General features: G+C 68.4%; 15 protein-coding genes. 5 read left to right on the plus strand and 10 right to left on the minus strand.

What is annotated here, in order from left to right; translation table 11 throughout:
- Positions 1-75 precede the first annotated feature (75 nt).
- Positions 76-1,059 carry a LacI family DNA-binding transcriptional regulator gene (locus VFQ64_RS05245; RefSeq protein WP_325102245.1) on the plus strand — a complete coding sequence of 328 codons (984 nt, stop codon included), beginning with the start codon at positions 76-78 and terminating at the stop codon, positions 1,057-1,059.
- Here the strand turns inward: VFQ64_RS05245 and VFQ64_RS05250 are convergent.
- The 5 genes from VFQ64_RS05250 to VFQ64_RS05270 are packed head-to-tail and all read right to left on the minus strand — an operon-like array spanning position 1,056 to position 6,818.
- Positions 1,056-2,075 carry a YeiH family protein gene (locus tag VFQ64_RS05250; protein WP_325102308.1) on the minus strand — a complete coding sequence of 340 codons (1,020 nt, stop codon included), beginning with the start codon at positions 2,073-2,075 and terminating at the stop codon, positions 1,056-1,058. The two genes, VFQ64_RS05245 and VFQ64_RS05250, sit on opposite strands and share 4 nt — an antisense overlap.
- A gap of 43 nt (positions 2,076-2,118) precedes the next feature.
- Positions 2,119-3,357: an MFS transporter gene (locus tag VFQ64_RS05255; RefSeq protein WP_325102246.1), complete on the minus strand. Its 1,239-nt coding sequence runs from the start codon at positions 3,355-3,357 to the stop codon at positions 2,119-2,121.
- 29 nt (positions 3,358-3,386) lie between these two features.
- The gene (locus VFQ64_RS05260) at positions 3,387-3,929 is read right to left on the minus strand and encodes a TonB-dependent receptor domain-containing protein (RefSeq protein WP_325102247.1); all 543 of its coding nucleotides are present in this window, start codon (positions 3,927-3,929) and stop codon (positions 3,387-3,389) included.
- Positions 3,869-5,722: a TonB-dependent receptor gene (locus tag VFQ64_RS05265; protein ID WP_325102248.1), complete on the minus strand. Its 1,854-nt coding sequence runs from the start codon at positions 5,720-5,722 to the stop codon at positions 3,869-3,871. Before VFQ64_RS05265 ends, VFQ64_RS05260 begins: the two co-directional genes overlap by 61 nt.
- 19 nt (positions 5,723-5,741) lie before the next feature.
- Positions 5,742-6,818, minus strand: coding sequence for a Gfo/Idh/MocA family oxidoreductase (locus VFQ64_RS05270; RefSeq protein ID WP_325102309.1), 1,077 nt, complete (start codon positions 6,816-6,818; stop codon positions 5,742-5,744).
- 37 nt (positions 6,819-6,855) lie between these two features.
- Between VFQ64_RS05270 and VFQ64_RS05275 the strand changes: the two genes are divergently transcribed.
- Positions 6,856-7,767, plus strand: a complete 912-nt coding sequence (locus VFQ64_RS05275) for an aldo/keto reductase (RefSeq protein WP_325102249.1) — start codon at positions 6,856-6,858, stop codon at positions 7,765-7,767.
- Entirely contained in the window at positions 7,764-8,834 is a 1,071-nt protein-coding gene (locus tag VFQ64_RS05280) for an LLM class flavin-dependent oxidoreductase (protein ID WP_325102250.1), read from the plus strand. The genes VFQ64_RS05275 and VFQ64_RS05280 overlap by 4 nt, the downstream gene beginning before the upstream one ends.
- On the opposite strand, the gene VFQ64_RS05285 is transcribed toward VFQ64_RS05280, so the two are convergent.
- From VFQ64_RS05285 to VFQ64_RS05305, 5 genes are all read right to left on the minus strand, one after another.
- Positions 8,831-10,324, minus strand: a complete 1,494-nt coding sequence (locus tag VFQ64_RS05285) for an AMP-binding protein (protein WP_325102251.1) — start codon at positions 10,322-10,324, stop codon at positions 8,831-8,833. The two genes, VFQ64_RS05280 and VFQ64_RS05285, sit on opposite strands and share 4 nt — an antisense overlap.
- 7 nt (positions 10,325-10,331) lie before the next feature.
- Entirely contained in the window at positions 10,332-11,168 is an 837-nt protein-coding gene (locus tag VFQ64_RS05290; protein WP_325102252.1) for a p-hydroxycinnamoyl CoA hydratase/lyase, read from the minus strand.
- A 27-nt stretch (positions 11,169-11,195) separates the two neighbouring features.
- Positions 11,196-12,626, minus strand: coding sequence for an aldehyde dehydrogenase (locus VFQ64_RS05295; RefSeq protein ID WP_325102253.1), 1,431 nt, complete (start codon positions 12,624-12,626; stop codon positions 11,196-11,198).
- A 66-nt stretch (positions 12,627-12,692) separates the two neighbouring features.
- On the minus strand, positions 12,693-13,145 hold the full coding sequence (locus VFQ64_RS05300; RefSeq protein ID WP_325102254.1) for a MarR family winged helix-turn-helix transcriptional regulator: 453 nt from the start codon (positions 13,143-13,145) through the stop codon (positions 12,693-12,695).
- Between the two features lie 67 nt (positions 13,146-13,212).
- On the minus strand, positions 13,213-13,797 hold the full coding sequence (locus tag VFQ64_RS05305) for an NADPH-dependent FMN reductase (protein ID WP_325102255.1): 585 nt from the start codon (positions 13,795-13,797) through the stop codon (positions 13,213-13,215).
- Positions 13,798-13,990: 193 nt separating this feature from the next.
- Here VFQ64_RS05305 and VFQ64_RS05310 point away from each other — a divergent pair, with 193 nt between their 5' ends.
- Together VFQ64_RS05310 and kdpA are read left to right on the plus strand one after the other, a co-directional pair.
- Positions 13,991-14,080: a K(+)-transporting ATPase subunit F gene (locus tag VFQ64_RS05310; protein WP_325102256.1), complete on the plus strand. Its 90-nt coding sequence runs from the start codon at positions 13,991-13,993 to the stop codon at positions 14,078-14,080.
- Between the two features lie 12 nt (positions 14,081-14,092).
- Positions 14,093-15,784, plus strand: a complete 1,692-nt coding sequence (gene kdpA, locus VFQ64_RS05315; RefSeq protein WP_325102257.1) for a potassium-transporting ATPase subunit KdpA — start codon at positions 14,093-14,095, stop codon at positions 15,782-15,784.

Consider the following 15,784-nt stretch of genomic DNA (forward strand, 5'->3'; position numbering starts at 1 on the left):
GACCGCTGCACGTGACGCGAACCTCGCCAGCGCCCGTCTGGCCCGCGCGTTCCGGTACGGCTACATCCTGCCGACATGGCGCGGACCACCATCAGCGACGTCTCGCGCGCGGCCGGCGTGTCGATCAAGACGGTCAGCCGCGTCCTTAACAACGAACGCTATGTCGGCGCGGACACCCGCGCGAAGGTCGAGGCGGCGGTGGCGGCGCTGCGCTTTCGTCCCAGCACGGCGGCACGGTCCCTCGCCGGCGGGCGCTCGCACCAGATCGGGCTGATGTGCGACAATCCGTCCGCCTTCTATGTCCATCAGATGCAGCTGGGGGTGCGCGACCGCTGCTCCGAAGCGGGCGTACGCATGATCGCCCAGCCCTATGATCGGCACGGCGCCGATGCGATCGAGGAGATCGCGCAGCTGATAGATACCACCCGGGTGGACGCGCTGGTCCTGACGCCGCCGATCACCGACGATCCGGTGTTGCTCGACCGGCTGGTAGAGCGCGGCATCGCGTTCGTCCGCGTCGCGCCCGGCATCGGCCCCGACGTGTCGCCGTCGGTCTTCATCGACAACGCGGCGGCGGCGGGCGCGGTGGTGCGCCACCTTCGCGAGCTCGGTCACAGGCGCATCGGCCATGTCGGCGGCGACCCGAGCTTCGCCGCCAGCGCTAGGCGTCGCGCAGGCTTCGTCGCGGTCGCCGGTGATGATCCGCGGTTGCTGCGCGACGGCGACTTCACCTTTGCCGCGGGGCTGGCGGCCGGTGCCGAGCTGCTCGCGCTGCCGGAGCCCCCGACCGCGATCGTCGCCGCCAACGACGAGATGGCGGCCGGCATCCTGTCGGCCGCGCACCGGTTGGGGGTAGCCGTGCCGGGCGCATTGTCGGTCGCCGGGTTCGGCGACGACGCGGTGGCAGGCGTGGTCTGGCCGCAGCTCACCACCGTCCGGCAGCCGACCCGCGCGCTCGGCTACCAGGCCGCCGATATCCTGCTCGATCCCGGCGGCGCGCGGCACCGCGAGCTGCCCTGGACATTGGTCGTGCGCGATTCGACGGGGCCGGCGCCCTAGAGGAGGACGCCCGCCGCGAACCCTGCGAGCAGCAACGCCGTCACGGTGGCGGCGGCGATGACGAGCAGCGGCCGCCCGCCCGTTTCCAGCAGCTGCGCCAGCGGCGAGCGGATCGCGGTCGCGGTTACCGCCGCCGCCAGCAGCGCCGCCGCCGTCTGCTCCGCCGTGCTCGCGACGACCACCGGGACGACGCCGGTCGAGTTGAGCCCGGCCATCGCGAAAAAACCGATCACGAACCAAGGGACGCCGATACCCTTGCCGCGCTCGGCGCGGGGCAGCATCGCCGCGACGATCGCCAATACCGGCGCGAGCAGGGCGACCCGCGTCAGCTTGACGATCGCCGCGATCTGTCCTGCCGCGGGCGAATAGGCGTAACCCGCGCCCAGCGCCTGCGCGACGTCGTGGATCGAGGCACCGAGCAGGAACCCGGCCTGCAGATCGGTGAAGCGCAGCGCGTGCGCGACCAGGGGGTACAGCACCATCGCGGCTGCACTCATCGCCGAAATGCCGACCAGCACCAGCGTCAGCTGCGCCTGGCCGACCCGCTTCTCGCCCAGCGTCGTGGCCAGCGCCATCGCCGCCGATGCGCCGCAGATCGCGACCGCGCCCCCGGCCAGCACCCCGAATGCTCCCCCCGAACCCAGCCGTCGCGACACGAGCACGGCGGCACCGATCGTCAGCGCGACGATCGCGATCACGCTCACCAACGCCACCGGCCCCAGCGCGAGCACCTGCGCGCCGGTGACGCGGACCCCGACCAGCACGATCCCCCAGCGCAGCAGCGATCGGGACGCAAAGGCCAATCCGGCGGTCAGGCGTCCATCGGCGGACAGGAAGTTGAGCGACAATCCGATCAGCAGGGCCATCAGCGTCAGCGGCGCGCCGTAGCGATCGGACAGGAACCCCGCCGCCAGCGTGCCCAGCACCACGATCGTCAGCCCTGGCAGGTAGGCACGCCAGCCGCGCGTGACGACCGGCTCGGCATAGAGGAGGTCGCCATACAGGTCGGCGGCCATCATCGCGTCTGACCGGGGCGCGACCGGGCGGGTGGTCATCGCCTCACTCCGCCGCGCGGACGATCCGGGGCAGCAACAGGCGCAGCCAGGCGAAGGCGAGGAGGTAGGACACTGCCGCGAAGCTGAACAACGGCATGTAGCCGATGCCCGCGGTCAGCGTCACGCCCGTGATCCAAACGATCGCCATGCCGCCGATGTTGCCGCAAAACGCGCCCAATGCGGTGACCCGGCCGATCGCGGCGCGCGGGAAGACATCGGTGATGATCGAGAACAGCGTCAGCGAGAACCCCTGGTGCCCGGCGAGCACCACGCCCATCATGACCGCCACCGGCCAGAAGCTGTCGAGCGCGAGCACGACGGGTACCGGGAGGACGACCAGCGCCGATACGATCAGCATGCCCTTGCGGACGCGGTCGACCGGAACGCCGCGCTCCAGCAGCCGGGTGGAGATCGAGCCTGCTGCCAGCGCGCCGAGCGCAGAGCCGGCAAAGGCGATGGCAAGCGGGATCGCCAGCTGGGTGGTCGTCAGGTCGAACTCGCGCCGATAGAAGTCGGGCAGCCAGAAATTCAGCAGCCACCAGGTCGCGTCCGACAGCGCCTTGGCGCCCAGGATCGCCCAGGTCGCGCGCTGCGCCAGGATGCGGCGGATCGGCCAGATTTCGGTCGCTGCCGGTGTCTCGGATCGCGCGTCCTCGTCCGCCGCGTCGAACCGGACCCCGCGCGCCGCCAACAGCCACAATGCCAGCACGATGAAGCCCGCCAGCCCCGCGAACGCCAGTGCCCCGCGCCACCCGAAGGCGGCCGCCATCGGTGGGATGAAGAACGGCATGGAGATGGTGCCGGCACTCGCCAGCGCGGTGCCGATGCCGATCGCCAGCGAGCGCCGGTTGGGTGCGAACAGCGTCGCCACCGTCTTGATCGTCAACGGCGTCTGCACCGCTTCGGTGGCACCCAAGCCGATCCGCGCGGCGACCACCTGCGACCCCGTGCGGGCCCAGCCGTGAAGGAGTGCCGCCAGGCTCCAGGCGGACACCCCGACGATCATCGCGCGGCGGACGCCCAGCCGGTCGACCAGCCAGCCGGTGAGCAGGAACGACAGCGCCGCGGCGAACTGCGTCACCGCCGCCAGCCGGCCGAAATCGGCATCGGTCCAGCCGAAGTCGGCGGACATGTCCGGCTTCAGGATGGCGATAATCGGCCGGTCCATCGCGTTGAACACGCCCGCGACGCACAACAGACCGAACAACAGCCACGCACGGGAAGGGGAGACGAAGGGCGTCACTCCCGATCCGGGCGGGGCCGCACCGGGCATTAGAAGTTCACCCGGCCCGTCACTCCGTAATAGCGATCCGCCTCGCGCGGGATGAGATAACGATAGCTGCCGCCGGGACCGCCGGTCGCGATCTGGCCTGCGAAGCTCTGGTCGAGGACGTTGCGGACCAGCGCGGTCAGCTTGAACCGCTCGTCGCTGTCGAGCACCGACGCGGATAGATCGATCAGGCCATAGCCCCTGACGCGGGTCGCCTCGCGCACCGCGGCGCTGGCGTCGAGCTGCGTCACCTGGCTCGACTGGATCGAACCCCGCGCGCCGAACTCGAAATCGAGCGCGCCGCCGGTGCGGACCCGGTAATTGGCGTCGAGTGACGCCTTCCACTTCGGCGCGAAGGGCAGGGTGGTGCCGGACGGGACAACGCCGGTCACGACGCCGTTGGTCGGCACCTTGAACTGGTCGATATGCGCGTCCGTGTACGCGAACCCGCCCGAAATATTGAGTGCGTCCGTAGGCCGGAAGATCAGGTCGAGCTCGACACCTCGCGTTGAGATCTCACCGGCATTGGTGAAGCGCGTGACCACCGTCGTGACCCACCCGCGACAAGCGTGTCCGGATTGTTCGCCTGGAAGTTGCTATACTTGGCATAGAAAGCGGCGAGGTTGAGGACGAGGCGGCCGGCGAACAGAGTGTTCTTCAGGCCGGCCTCGAAGCTGTCCGCGGTCTCCGGCTCGATGACGTTGGTGCCGGTCGCGCCCAGGCCGAAGAAGACATTGAACGCCGGCCCCTTATAGCCGCGCGAATAGGTGCCGTAGAGCGTGGACGAAGGTGCCAGGTCGAACTGCAGACCGGCGCGGCCGGACAGGTTGTCGTTCGTCGTCTTGCCGCGGAACGGCCCGAACGAGCCCGCCACGCCGGTGCCGGTGGTCACGCGGTTGAGGAACACATCGAGCTGATCGGTGGTGTACCGCAGGCCGACGATGCCGCGGAAACGGTCGGTAAAGTTCAGGGTGCCCTGCCCGAAAAAGGCGAGGTTCTTGAACGTCGAGCCGAAGTTTGCCGTGCCCGTGCCGGTGAACGGCGTCACGCCCGGGGTGGTGCAGGGCACCGCCACCGACGCCGCGGGTGCAGGCGTCAGGTTGCAGCCGATCACGTTGCGTGTGAAGGTCCGCTCCGTATAGGCGCGCGAGTAGAAGGCGCCGATGACATAGGCGAAGAACTGATCGGCCGGGCTCGTCAGCCGCAGCTCCTGCGTCAGCGTGTCGCTGGTCTGCGGCCCGAAGTCGTGGAGCTGCACCGCGCCGACATAGGGCTGCGGCAGCCAGTCGCCGTCGCGGATCTCGGTGTTGTCGTACTCGCGATAGGAGCCGATGTAGGTGACGGTCTGCGTGCCCAGGCTCCAGTCGGCCTGGAACGAGCCGCCCCAGCTTTCCTCCAGCGTCGAGGTGACGAGGTTCTGCCGCGCCTGGCGCGTCTCGTTGCCGCGCTGCGGCGGCAGCACCCCGGCGGTGAAGTTGGCCGGCGTGGTGCCGATCAGCTCGGCGCAGCAGTCGTCGTCCGACTTGCGCCAGTCGCCGATGATCGTGATCGTCAGGTTGGGCGTCGGGTCGGCGACGAACACGCCGCGCACCCCGTACCGCTCGAAGCCGTTGACGCGGGTGTCATAGACCGTGTTGCGGACATTGCCCTCGTAGGTGCCGTAGAAGCCGGTCAGGCGCAGCGCCGCGACCTCGCCGAACGGCAGGTCGAGCGCGCCACGGACGCGATACTCGTTGCCGTTGCCGAAGAAGTACCCGCCCTCGACATAGCCGCCGAAATCCTTGCCCGGCCGCTTGCTGACGATGTTGATGACCCCGGCCGACGTGTTCTTGCCGAACAGCGTGCCCTGCGGCCCGCGCAGCACCTCGAGCCGGTCGATGTCGACCAGGTCGCTGAACGCCTCGCCGGCGCGGCTGTAGACGACCCCGTCGACGACGGTGGAGATCGACGGCTCGCCCGCGATCGAGAATGTCGAGGTGCCGACGCCGCGGAGGAACAGCGACTGGTTGATCGCGGTCCCGGACTTGCGAAAGTTGAGGCTCGGCACCTGGTACTGCGCACCCTCGATGTTGGTGGCGCCGGACGCGGCGATCTGATCGCCCGACAGCACCGTCACGGCGACCGGCACGTCCTGCAACCGCTCCGACCGCTTCTGCGCGGTGACGATGATGTCGCCGGGGGCGGTCTGATCGATCGAGGTCTGATCGCCGGCGGGCGGCGCGTCCTGACCGGTGCTCGCCTGCGCGTTCGTGCCGGCGGTCGTCATGTCCTGCGCCCAGGCCGGCGCGGCGAACAGGGCGGTCGCCGCGGCGCCCGCCAGAAGAAGCTGCTTGGTCATATGTCCCTCCCCTAAACCTTCAGAAGCCGAGTTCGGCCATTGCCACCACGCGGTGCTCGCGCGCGCTGATCTCCGCCGCCGCGCCGATCGCGACCGCGCGCAGTCCATCTTCGGCGGTGACCTCTACCGGGCCTTCGCCGCGGACGGCGGCATTGAATTTCTGGTGCTCGTAAAAGGTGGAGCCGTGGTGGCTGCCCGCCTGCAGCGCGACTGGGTCGGTATGAATCACGCGCCGTTCAACCGCCTTGGGCCGGCGGAAACCGGTGCGCGGGCTCGTGACGAGTTCGCCCGACGGGATGAAGACCTCCAGCCGCGCGGCGTCACCCACGGCCGCGATCTCCTCCTGATTCTCCGCGCCTTCCGCGAACATCGACAAGTCGAGCATCGCGCGGACGCCGTTGGCGAAATCGACCACGGTGTAGCTGTTGTCGATGATGTCGGGCGTTTCGCCGCCGTATCGCTCATCGCGATGGTTCACGTCCATCGCGCCCGAGCAATAGACGCGCACCGCTTCGCTGCGGACGATCAGCCGCATCAGGTCAAAGAAATGGCAGCATTTCTCCACCATCGTGCCGCCGGTGTTGCGGCTGAAGCGGTTCCAGTCGCCGACTTTGGGCAGGAAGGGGAAACGGTGCTCGCGGATCGACAGCATCCGCAAAGCCCCGACGTCGCCGGCATGCACCGCATCGATGAACGCCTTCGCCGGCGGCATGTAGCGATACTCCATCGCCGTCCAGAACACCCCCGGCGATGCCGCGGCGCGCGCGACGACCCAGCGGGCGTCCTCGATCGTCGTCGCCAGCGGCTTTTCGCACAGGATGTGCAGGCCGGCGTCGAACAGCGGCTCCAACACCGCGCGATGCGTATGGTTGGGCGAGGCGACGATCACCGCGTCGACCAGGCCGCACGCGGCAAGCGCGGCGGCGTCCTCGAACACCGCGACGCCGGCAGCGCGATCCTTGAGCGCGCCCCTGGCCCATGCCAGCGATGCCGTGGTTGGATCGGCAAGCGCGGTGACGACTGCGCCGGGTGTGATCGCCAGGTTGCTGAGGTGCTCGATCCCCATCATCCCGGTGCCGACCAGCCCATATCGCACTTGCTCGATCAATCCGATTGCCTCTAATATGACAGCGATGTCTGAAATCGCACTTTCGCCCGAACCGCGGCCCCTAGGCAAGAGCGGATTACAGGTCGGCCCGATCGCCTGGGGGATGTGGCGCTTCGGTCACTCAACCGTGGACGAGGGCCAGCGGCTGATCGAGGCGGCGTTCGACGCCGGCGTGACACTGTTCGACACCGCCGATATCTATGGCTTCCAGTCGGTCGAGGTCGGGTTCGGCGATTCCGAGGCGCTACTCGGCCGGGTGTTCGCGCAGGCGCCGGGGCTACGCGACCGCATGGTGCTGGCGACCAAGGGGGGGATCACCCCGCCGGTGCCGTACGACTCGAGCCGCGATTACCTGATGGCGGCGCTCGACGCGTCGCTGCGGCGGATGGGGGTCGATCATGTCGATCTGTACCAGATCCATCGGCCCGATATCCTTACCCACCCCGAAGAGCTGGCCGCCACGCTCGATGCGATGGTGGCGAGCGGGAAGGTGCGCGCGGTCGGCGTCTCCAACTACACGCCCGAACAGAGCCGCGCGCTGGCGGCGTTCCTGTCGGTGCCGCTCACCTCGCAGCAGCCCGAATTCTCGCCATTGCACCTGGAGCCGCTGACCAACGGCTTGTTCGATCAGGCGATGAGGGACGATGTCGCCGTGCTCGCCTGGTCGCCGCTCGGCGGTGGCCGCATCGCCCGGCCGACCAGCCCGCGCGAGCAGGCGGTCGCCGATGCGCTCGATGCGGTTGCGCAAGCCAACGGTGTCGACCGGGCGGCCGTGGCATATAGCTGGATCATGGCGCATCCGGTGCGCGCGATCCCGATCGTCGGTACGCAGAATATCGGCCGCATCGCCGCGCTGGCCGACGCCTTCAAGGTGCGGTGGACGCGGCAGAGCTGGTACGCGGTGCTGGTCGCCGCACGCGGCGAGGCGCTGCCGTGACCGGACGCGCGCCGTGCGAGGTGAGCTGGTTCTCGGCGCTGTGCGACGACGACTACGAGTTCCTTGGCGTTCCCGATCCGATGCTGGCGTCCAGCTGGGAGCATTGCCGCGATATCGTCCTGCAGGCCGAGACGAACGGTTTCGACAACATCCTGCTCCCGTCGGGCTATCAGCTCGGCATCGACACCACCGCCTTCGCCGCCGCGATCGCGCCGATGCTGCGGCGCATGGCGCTGCTGATGGCGGTGCGGATCGGCGAGAGCTGGCCGCCGCAGCTCGCGCGCCAGATCGCCACCATCGATCGGCTGCTCGGCGGCCGCCTAACGATCAACATCATCTCGTCCGACATGCCGGGCGAGACGCTCGGCAGCGCGCCCCGCTACGCCCGCACGGTCGAGGCGATGAGCATCCTAAAGACCCTGCTCAACGGCGAGCCGCTCGATCACCAAGGCGAGTTCTGGAACCTGAGGGTGGACCCGCCGCGCGTCGGCACGGTCTCCGGACGCGCGCCGCTGCTGTATTTCGGCGGCTTGTCCCCCGATGCGCGCGAGGCGGCGGCGAAGGGCTGCGATGTGTTCCTGATGTGGCCCGACCGCGAGGAGGTCGTCGCCGAGATCATCGCCGACATGCGCACCCGGGCCGAGAAGCATGGCCGCAAGCTTCGGTTCGGCTATCGCGCGCACGTCATCGTCCGCGATACCGAAGCGGAGGCGCGCACCTATGCCGACCGGTTGCTGTCCAAACTCGACGCGCAAGCAGGTGCCGCGATCCGCGCCAAATCGCTCGATTCTAAATCGGCCGGCGTCGCCGCGCAGGCGACGCTGCGCGACACCGCGGGTGACGACGGCTATGCGGAGGCGAACCTGTGGACCGGCGTCGGCCGGGCGCGGTCAGGTTGCGGGGCCGCGATCGTCGGTGACCCCGATCAGGTGCTGGCCAAGCTGAACCGCTATCGCGACATGGGCATCGAGGCGTTCATCCTGTCCGGCTATCCGCATGCTGCCGAAGCCGATCTGTTCGCGCGGCATGTGCTCCCGCACCTCGATCATGGCCAGCTGGCGCGCTAGTCTGGCCGCGACCCGGCGCCGGCGAGTAGGTCTCGCAGCAGCGTCTTGACGACCTTGCCGGCGCCGTTCCGCGGCAGGGCGTCGATCATGCTGACATGTCTCGGCAGTTTGTAGCGCGCCAGCCGGCCGTCGAGGTGTGCCATCACGGCGTCGCGCGTGATCGCCGCGCCGGGCAAGGTGACGATGGCGAGATGCCCGACCTCCCCCCATCGGTCATCGGGTACGCCGACCACGGCGGCTTCGGCCAGACCGGTCAGCCCGGCCACGGCGGCCTCGATCTCGGCCGGATAGACGTTTTCCCCGCCGGAAATGTACATGTCCTTGCGGCGGTCGACGATCCACATGAAGCCCCTGGCGTCGATGCGGGCGACATCACCGGTCCGGAACCAGCCATCCACGGTGAAGGCCGCGGCCGTGGCTTCGGGTCGTCGCCAATAGCCGGAGAACAGATTATCGCCGCGGATCTGCAGGTCTCCGGGTGTGCCGGGCGGAAGCGGGCGTTCGTCCTCGTCGACCACGCGGGCCTGTGTCCGTGGTGTCGGCATCCCAACCGATCCGGCATGTTCGGCGACGAGCGCGGGGTCGAGTGGGGTGTGGCAGACCGTCCCGCACTCACTCATCCCGAACCCATTGGAAACGCGCACGCCGTCAACGACCCAGCGCATCACGTCGGCGGAGGCATGCGGCGCGCCACCGGTGAAGAAGCCGCGCAGCCCGTGCAGCATGGCCGGATCGAAACCGGCCGTCGCGCGCAGCATCGCCGCCATCTGCGGCACCCCGAAATAGTGGCTGATACCGAGCGCGCGGTCGGTAAAACGCGCCAGCGTCCGCGCCGGCTGGAACCCGTCGGAGACGAGGACGGCGCCACCCCACATCAAAGGCGTCCGCACGGTGCTGACGATGCCGATGACGTGGAACATGGGGCCATCGCAAAGGAAGCGGCTGGCCTGTGTCACGCCGCCGTAAAGGGCGAGGCTGATCGCCGTCTCGCCGATCGCGCGCTCGCTGAGCATAGCGCCTTTTGGACGCCCCGAGGTGCCGGACGTATATAAGATCAGCGAAGTCGCGTCGGGGTTGATTGGCTCGGTTTCTATCGGATCGGTCGCGGTGATCGCGGCCTCGAGGGTCTCGATTGCCAGGCTTCGGGTGCCTCGCATCACATCATCGTCATGGATAAGTAGCGCGGGATCGGCGTCTCCGATCAGCCAGTCCAGCTCCGCTTCGGCGAGCCGCCAGTTGAGCGGCACATAGATCGCGCCGATCCGGGCGCAGGCATGATGGAGGACGATCAACGTCACCCGATTTCGCGCCAACGCCGCGACCCGGTCACCCGCACCGATGCCGCGGGCGCGCAACACCCCCGCGCAGGCCGCGACATCGCGGTCGAGCGCGGCATAGCTCCATTGCTGGCCGCTGGTCAGGTCCGCGGCGGCCAGCCGATCGGCGCCGAGCCAAGCCTGTAGCGCGATCGCGTCGACCGGCGTCGCCACCGCTGCGCTAAGCCCGCGGGGCTGCCAGATCGTAGGCGCCGAGCCCGGGCTTGAAGCTCTTCGCGTCGATGAACTGCCGGATGCCCTCCTTGCGGCCCTCATTGTCGAAGCTGTTGGCGGCTTCCTGCGCGCGGATCAGATAGTCCTCCGCATCGTCATAGCTGAGAACGCCGACGCGGCGTACGGCGTCCTTGGTCGCCTTCAACGCCACCGGATTTTTGGCGAGCAGCACCTTGGCGACCTCCATCACGCGGCCTTTCAATTCGGCCAGCGGCAAGGACTCGTTGACCAGGCCCCAGGCGGCGGCGGTCGGACCGTCGATATTCTCGCCCATCATCGCATGGTACATGGCCTTGCGGAACGGCAGCAACTCCACGGCCACCTTGGTCGCGCCGCCGCCGGGCAGGATACCCCAATTGATCTCGGACAGCCCGAACTGCGCCTCGTCGGCTGCAAAGGCGAGATCGCAGGCGAACAACGGCCCATAGCCACCGCCGAAGCACCAGCCGTTGACCATCGCGATGGTGGGTTTCTGATACCAGCGCAGCCGCCGCCACCAGCCATAGCTTTCGCGCTGCGCCGCCCGCGTCGCACCGAGACCCTTGGCCTCCGTCTCGCGGAAATACTCCTTCAGGTCCATGCCTGCCGACCAGGCGGTGCCCTCGCCCGACAGCACCAGCACACCGACATCGTCACGATATTCGAGGCTGTCGAGAACCTCCATCATGTCGCGATTGAGCGTCGGCGACATGCAGTTGCGCTTGTCGGGCCGGTTGAAGTTGACCCAGGCGATGCGATCCTCGACCGCATAGCTGACGACGCCGTTGCTGCTCAGTTCGGTCATGAAACGTATCCTGTGAAGGCGAAGGGGTCAGATCGGGTAATGGCCCGGCTGGGTCTCGATGGTGATCCAGCGCAGTTCGGTGAAGGCGTCGATCCCGGCCTTGCCGCCGAAGCGGCCATAGCCCGAGGCCTTGGTGCCGCCGAACGGCATCTGCGCCTCGTCATGGACGGTCGGACCGTTGACGTGGCAGATGCCCGACTTGATCCGCCGGGCGACGCGCAGGCCCCGCGCGGTGTCGCGCGTGAAGACCGCCGCCGACAGTCCGTATTCGGTATCGTTGGCGAGCTCGACCGCATGGGCTTCGTCGCGGGCGCGGATGATGCCGACCACCGGGCCGAAGCTCTCGTCGCGAAAGAGCTTCATCTCCGGCGTGACCCGGTCGATGACATGGGCGGGCATCAACACGCCGTCACCCTCGCCGCCGGCGACCTGGGTGGCGCCGTTCGCCAGGGCATCGGCGATCAGCCCGCGGACGCAATCGACGGTCTTGCGATCCACCACCGCCCCCAGCGGCGTCTTGCCCTCGCGCGGATCGCCGGCCGGCATGGCGGCAACCTTGGCGGCGAACTTCTCCACAAAGGCGTCGGCGACGGCGTCGACCACGATGATCCGCTCGGTGGACATGCAGATCTGGCCCGAGTTCATGAACGCGCCGAACGCCGCCGCCTTGACCGCCTCGTCGAGGTCGGCGTCGTCGAGGACGATCAGCGGCGCCTTGCCGCCGAGCTCCAGCAGGCAGGGCTTCAGATGCTCGGCCGCGCGCTTGGCGATGATCTTGCCGACGTGCGTGGAGCCGGTGAAGTTGATTCGCTTCACCTGCGGATGGTCGATCAGCGCGCCGACGATCTCACCGGCGTCGGCGGGAGCGTTGGTGACGATGCTGACCGCGCCTTCGGGCAGCCCTGCATCGGCAAAGGCCTGCGCGATCAGCTGGTGGGTGCGCGGGCATTGCTCGCTAGCCTTGAGTACCACCGTGTTGCCGCAAGCCAACGGCACCGCGACCGCGCGCACCGCCAGGATGATCGGCGCGTTCCACGGCGCGATGCCGAGCATCACGCCGACGGGCTCACGCAGCGCCATGGCGATGCAGCCGGGCTTGTCCGACGGGATTACCTCGCCGCCGATCTGGGTGGTCAGCGCCGCGGCTTCGCGAATGATGCCGACGCCAAGCATCAAGTTGAACCGCGCCCAACCCTCCGTCGCGCCGATCTCCCCCATCATCGCGGCGATGAGTTCGTCCGCCTTTGCGGCAAGCGCGTCGGCCGCCTTGTTGAGCAGCGCGCGCCGCGCGTTGGGCCCGAAGGCCGACCAGATGGGGAAGGCGCCCGCCGCCGCCGCCACCGCGGCATGGGCGTCGGCGACGGTGGCAGCAGGCGTCGTGCTGGCCACCCTGCCGGTTACCGGGTCGAGGCGCTCGAACGTCGTTGCGGTCACACGGGGCTCAACCAAGCTCGCCATCCACCCTCTCCGTTTATTGTTATGCGACATAGCGGATACCGCAACGCGCGGCAAACGCTTTATCGCCTAGTTCGACCGCGCCTCGATGCGGCTGAGCAGCAGGATCAGGGTGGCGCGTTCGGTGCCTGAAAGATTGGATAACACGTCGTCTTCGTGCTGACGCAGACGCGCCAGCGAGTCGGCCAGGATGCGCTGGCCAGCCGGAGTCAGCGTCAGGGAAAAGGCGCGCCGATCGTCGCTGGCGGTCCTGCGTGCGATCAGCCCGCGCTCATCCAGTTCGTTGACCAAGCTGACCATGTTGGCGCGCTGGATGCCGAGCGCACGGCCCACCGCACCCTGATTGATGCCGGGATTGGCTTCGATGATCGAGAGCACCCCGAACAGCACCTGCCGCATGCCCGTTCCAGCCGTCGCACGGCTGAAGTCGGTGGCGATGACCGCCGACGCGCGCCGCATGTGATAGCCGACCAGTTCGTCCAGCACGCCCAGTCGGGGCGTCGCGCCGTCGTCGCTAGCCATCACCAAATCGCCGCACCCTGCATCGCCTGGGCGATAGGCGCGGCCTCGCCCCGCCTCAAGGCGCAGATCATTGCGGGCCCGTGTCGATGATGTTGGGCCGATCGCGGCGCAGCTGGGCGAACTCCTGCACCTGACGCCCGACCAGCAACAGCTGGGCCGCGACCTTCGGGTCCGTGCAGCCATCCTCGGTGAACAGGCCGGGGGTGGACTTGATCCCGGCGCCCAGCGGCGTCGGCCAGCCGCGCAGGGCATGGACGATCGCGCGCATCGTGCTCATCGTGCTGCCGGTCGCCGCCCAGCCATATGCCGTCGCGATCAGCCCGACCGGTACGCCGTCGAGGTAGACGCGCGGATCGGTGGCGGTCTGCTCGATATAGTCGATCGCGTTTTTGACGAGCCCGGACACCGACCCGTGATAGCCGGGGCTGGCGATGATCACCCCGTCGGCGGAGCGGATCGTATCAACGAAGCGGGCAATGTCGGGCGCGGCACAGTCGCCGGTACCGTAATGCGGGAGGGCGACCAGAAAGGCGCCGTCGAACAACGTGACCTCGGCGCCTGCCTGCCGGGCCGAATCCAACGCCAGCCGCAGCGCCAGCTCGGTGGACGAAGCGGGTTTGGTGGTGCCGCCGATCCCGACAATGTGCGTCATTGTGATCCCCGTTCGCTGGTGCGGTAACCGCGCCGTCAGGCGCGCTCCCATAGCCGATGTGCGCGAACATGCCATTGCGGGCTGGGCCCCCGGCGGACCTTATGCTGCGCTTACGCACCGGCACGGTTTTACCCATCGCGGCTTAACGTAGATCAGAGGCAAGTGCCGGGTTCGTTTCATCAAAGGCGCCCGCATGCCCTTCGACCTGTTGCTTGGCGCCATCGTCGCGTCCTTTGTCCTCGTCTACCTGCTCGCCGTGCTCGCACGGCCCGAGCGGTATTGAGGGGGCGGGGACATGACGCTCGCCGGATGGGGGATGATCCTCCTCTTCACCGCATTGTTCGTGGCGCTCGCGAAGCCCGCCGGCGCATGGCTGTATGCGCTCTATGCGCGCGAGACGCTGCCGCTCGGCGGAGTCGAGCGCGGCCTGTATCGACTGGCGGGCGTCGATCCGCGCGTCGAGCAGGGCTGGGTCGGCTATGCCGCCTCGCTGCTCGTCTTCAACCTGGCGGGCATCGTCTTCCTGTTCGCCGTCCTGAAGCTGCAGGGCGGGTTGCCGCTCAACCCGCAGGGGTTCACGGGCGTGGAGACGCTGCTGGCGTTCAACACGGCGGTCAGCTTCGTGACCAACACCAACTGGCAGAACTACGGTGGTGAGGCGACGCTGTCGCACCTGTCGCAGATGCTCGGCCTGACCGTACAGAACTTCCTTTCGGCCGCGACCGGGATCGCCGTCGCCTTCGCGTTCATCCGCGGCTTTGCCCGGCGGCAGGTCAGCGGGATCGGAAACTTCTGGGTCGATATGACCCGGGTCACGCTCTATCTGCTGCTGCCCGCCTGCGTCGTGCTGGCGATCGTCTACGTCGCGCTCGGCGTACCGCAGACCTTCGTCGCTTCGGCCACGGCCACGACGGTCGAAGGCGCGCAGCAGGTCATCGCGCTCGGGCCGGTCGCGTCGCAGCTGGCGATCAAGATGCTCGGCACCAATGGCGGCGGCTTCTTCAACGTCAACTCCGCGCACCCGTTCGAGAATCCGTCGGCGCTGGTCAACATGATCCAGATGCTGTCGATCTTCGTGCTCGGCGCCGGGCTGACGCTGACCTTCGGCCGGGCGGTGGGCAATGTCCGGCAGGGTTGGGCGCTGCTCGCTGCGATGGTCGCGCTGTTCCTGATGGGCGTGGTGGTGACCTATTGGGCGGAGGCCGCCGGCAACCCCATCCACCAGGCGCTCGGCCTCGCCGGCGGCAACATGGAGGGCAAGGAGGTCCGCTTCGGAATCGCCGCGACCGCGCTGTTCGCGGTGGTCACCACGGCCGCGTCGTGCGGCGCGGTGATCGGCATGCACGACAGCTTCATGCCGCTCGGCGGGCTGGTGACGATGTTCAACATCCAGCTCGGCGAGATCGTCATCGGCGGCGTCGGCGCGGGCCTCTACGGCATGCTGATCTACGCAATCCTGGCGGTGTTCATCGCCGGGCTGATGGTCGGCCGCACGCCGGAATATGTCGGCAAGAAGATCGAGGCGCGCGAGATGAAGCTGGCGGTGATCGCCATCGCCATCCTGCCACTGATGATCCTGGGGCTGACCGCGATCGCGGCCGTCACCCCGGCCGGGCTGGCCGGGCCGCTCGCCAAGGGGCCGCACGGCTTCAGCGAGATCCTCTACGCGTTCACGAGCGCGGTCGGGAACAACGGCTCCGCGTTCGGCGGGCTGACCGGCAACACGCCCTTCTACAATCTGCTGCTGGCGCTCGGCATGTTCGTCGGTCGGTTCGGCGTGATCCTGCCGGTTCTGGCCATCGCCGGCGGTCTCGCGGCGAAGCGCCATGTCCCGCCCGGCGCCGGGTCGTTCCCGACCACCGGTGTGCTGTGGGTCGGGCTGCTGGTCGCGATCATCCTGATCGTCGGCGGACTGACCTTTTTGCCCAGCCTCGCGCTCGGGCCGATCGCCGATCAGGCCCAGATCGCCGCCGGCGTACTTCTTTAG

The sequence above is a fragment of the Sphingomonas sp. genome (assembly GCF_035714405.1).
Classification (GTDB): Bacteria; Pseudomonadota; Alphaproteobacteria; order Sphingomonadales; family Sphingomonadaceae; genus Sphingomonas.

Bases quoted from the DNA above. Each gene is read 5' to 3' on its own strand.
- VFQ64_RS05245 (WP_325102245.1), top strand. From the start codon at position 76: ATGGCGCGGACCACCATCAGCGACGTCTCGCGCGCGGCCGGCGTGTCG.
- VFQ64_RS05300 (WP_325102254.1), bottom strand. From the start codon at position 13,145: ATGGCTAGCGACGACGGCGCGACGCCCCGACTGGGCGTGCTGGACGAA.
- VFQ64_RS05265 (WP_325102248.1), bottom strand. From the start codon at position 5,722: ATGACCAAGCAGCTTCTTCTGGCGGGCGCCGCGGCGACCGCCCTGTTC.
- VFQ64_RS05290 (WP_325102252.1), bottom strand. From the start codon at position 11,168: ATGACCGAACTGAGCAGCAACGGCGTCGTCAGCTATGCGGTCGAGGAT.
- VFQ64_RS05310 (WP_325102256.1), top strand. From the start codon at position 13,991: ATGCCCTTCGACCTGTTGCTTGGCGCCATCGTCGCGTCCTTTGTCCTC.
- VFQ64_RS05275 (WP_325102249.1), top strand. From the start codon at position 6,856: ATGTCTGAAATCGCACTTTCGCCCGAACCGCGGCCCCTAGGCAAGAGC.
- VFQ64_RS05250 (WP_325102308.1), bottom strand. From the start codon at position 2,075: ATGGCCGCCGACCTGTATGGCGACCTCCTCTATGCCGAGCCGGTCGTC.
- VFQ64_RS05295 (WP_325102253.1), bottom strand. From the start codon at position 12,626: ATGGCGAGCTTGGTTGAGCCCCGTGTGACCGCAACGACGTTCGAGCGC.
- VFQ64_RS05305 (WP_325102255.1), bottom strand. From the start codon at position 13,797: ATGACGCACATTGTCGGGATCGGCGGCACCACCAAACCCGCTTCGTCC.
- kdpA (WP_325102257.1), top strand. From the start codon at position 14,093: ATGACGCTCGCCGGATGGGGGATGATCCTCCTCTTCACCGCATTGTTC.